At 37.6% G+C, this 2,750-nt stretch carries 2 protein-coding genes; one reads left to right on the top strand and one right to left on the bottom strand.

Annotated features, from left to right (window positions below):
• Nucleotides 1-153: 153 nt before the first annotated feature.
• A complete protein-coding gene (locus F6K13_RS27125; protein ID WP_124143569.1) occupies nucleotides 154-1,851 on the top strand; it encodes a TrkA family potassium uptake protein in 1,698 nt (565 codons plus the stop codon).
• 392 nt (nucleotides 1,852-2,243) lie between these two features.
• Here F6K13_RS27125 and F6K13_RS27130 read toward each other — a convergent pair whose 3' ends face one another.
• On the bottom strand, nucleotides 2,244-2,543 hold the full coding sequence (locus tag F6K13_RS27130) for a hypothetical protein (RefSeq protein WP_124143570.1): 300 nt from the start codon (nucleotides 2,541-2,543) through the stop codon (nucleotides 2,244-2,246).
• Nucleotides 2,544-2,750: the final 207 nt, after the last annotated feature.

Here is a 2,750-nt window from a genome sequence, read left to right on the forward strand (position 1 = left end):
AAAACAATGATTAATGACAAAAAATAAAGATAAATATTAGCAAAAAAACCGTGTTGTAAGTTACATTTTTTTTAGTATAAATAATAAATGATAGTTTATAGTACAAACTAAAAGATGACTTCTTAATATTACTTTAATAAGTTTCCCGATCTAATGAAACCTAGAATAATAGTCTGTGGCTTGGGTCGTACCGGCTACAAAGTATTCCGTTTATTAAGACAGCAGGGTGCAACAGTTGTAGGTATAAGCGATCGCCCACTCCGTGGAGAGGGTACAGAGATTATTGTCGGCAACTTTCGTTCAGCATCTACCTTATTAGCAGCAGGCATTCAAAGCGCTCATACTCTGGTTTTAGCAGGGAAAGATGAGTCTGTTAATTTGGCCGTCTTAATGTTAGCAAGAATTCTCAATCCGAAAATTCGGATTATCAATCGCCTATTTAATACAAGTTTGGGCGATCGCTTAGACCACACTCTAACCGATCATACAACAATGAGTGTGTCAGCTTTAGCAGCTCCAGTGTTTGCTTTTGCAGCTTTAGGAAATCATGCTATTGGCCAGTTACACATATACAATCAGACCTGGCCAATGCGAGAAGAATTAATCGGTCATAATCATCCTTGGAAAGGTCGTAAACTGAGTTCTTTGTGGGACGACCGCTCTCTAATGTTGATCTACTATATACCAGTGGCAGATCCAATAGATTTAGTCTCTGCTGTAGTAGAAGAGCGGGAGTTACAGGTAGGAGATCGTCTGATTCTTTCTAGCAAACCAAAGCTGCGAACTCGCAGACAAAATTTAGTTTATTACTTATTCAAAATATTTGGCAGACTCAGGCAATTTCAGCGACACAGTAAATCAGCAGTAATTCTCAACTTGGCTCTTTTAGTAACTGTGTTATTCTGCACTATTACTTATATTAGTATAAATCTGAATAACAGCTTTGTTGATTCTCTCTATTTTACAGTTGGGATGATTACGGGAGCAGGGGGAAATGAAAAAATAGCCGAACAAGCACCAGGCAGTATCAAAATATTTACTTCGATAATGATGCTTGTGGGAACGGCGATCGTTGGTATTTGTTATGCGCTCCTGAATGATTTTGTATTAGGTACTCGCTTCCAAGAGTATTGGGATGCTGCCCGCATACCACTAAAACAACATTACATTATTTGTGGGTTTGGTGGCATTGGTTTACATATTGCCGAGCAACTGATTGGTAGTGGGTATGAAGTAGTAGTGGTAGAGCGTAACCCTAGCTGTAGATTTCTCAGTACTGCCAGGTCTATGAAAATTCCTGTAATTGAGGGAGATGCAAGTTTATCTACGACTCTAGAAGTTGCCAATATTGAAAAAGCTGAAGCACTTTTAGCTGTAACTGGTAATGATATTGTTAATTTAGAAATTGCTCTGAGTGCCAAGGGACTTGTTCCTAAAATCACAGTTGTGGTGAGAAGTCAAGACCCGCACTTAGCTCTAATGGTGCAACAGGTTTTTGAGTTTGAGTCTGTACTTAGTCCCACAGAATTAGCTTCCCCTGCTTTTGCAGCAGCAGCTATCGGCGGTAGAATTCTTGGTAATGGGATTACAACAGATAGTTTGTGGGTAGCGTTAGCCACTTTAATTACACCGGGACATCCTTTTTGTGGAAAAATTGTTCAACAAGCAGCTAGCAGTGCTGATTTTGTACCTTTGTATATAGAAAGCAACGGTAAAGAAATTCATGGTTGGGAATTGCTAAATGCGACTCTGAATTCTGGTGATGTTTTGTACTTAACGATGCCAGCTAATAGATTAGACCAACTCTGGAGAGATGCACCTATACAACTAATAAGTAATGCTGTTAAATAGTTTAATTCTCCACCGAATAGATTGGGAGGTTTGCAAATATGTCATTTTTATTCTCCTGGGTTTTAACTCAGGAGTTTTCAACTTTTCGTAATTAATTAAGTGGGTAGGAAAAATTATAGCGCTGTGCGCAGGCAACAGCTCCGGAAAGCAACAGCTCCGGAAGGGGGAATAAATTGCCGATAATATAAGACTTTTAGCTATTTAACCCCTCCTGCAATTTGTAAATATACCAGCGCTCATTGCTATATCTAACTATTAACTGAAAAGCATTTTATATTTGGCGAAATTTAGGTTTCATAGCTTGATTCATCAACGCCACATTAAAAATCCCCGTGACTTTAGTCCTGGGGATAGTCAAAAATACTCTGTAATTAGTTGTAGCTAAATATCAGTTATTTAAACTTAGAAACTGCACTATCAAAGGCGTTGTGCAAATCATTCCAAGCCTTTTCAAAACCAACTTTTACATCTCCCCATGCTTGTTCGCTTGAGTTTTGTAGTTCCTGAAATTTGGTTTTGACTGCATCACGCTTAGTAGACAATTCTTCTATTTTTTTGTGATAATTAATTGCAGCATCAGCTTTAGCTTGTTTTGCTTTGGCTTTCATTTCATCAATTTGAGCATTAAGTTTATCAATTTGAGCTTTGATTTTAGCTTCGTAGGCTTGTTTTGTTTCTGGTTTATTTGCCATAATTATGACTCGATATGGTTTAACTAACTATTAGCATTTTCCGTACCGGAATGCTCCGCAAACAGCATTCCGGACTGAAACACTTTTTGATTAAAAACTATTTTTTCTAAAAAAAATAGACTAATACTTTGACTTCTCAAACAGATTTAAAAGTTGGCTAATTGCCAGAACAACTAACTCTGATTAGTTAATTGGGCTACTAAGAAT

The sequence above is a fragment of the Okeania sp. SIO2B9 genome (assembly GCF_010672505.1).
In the GTDB taxonomy this organism is placed as follows: domain Bacteria; phylum Cyanobacteriota; class Cyanobacteriia; order Cyanobacteriales; family Microcoleaceae; genus Okeania; species Okeania hirsuta.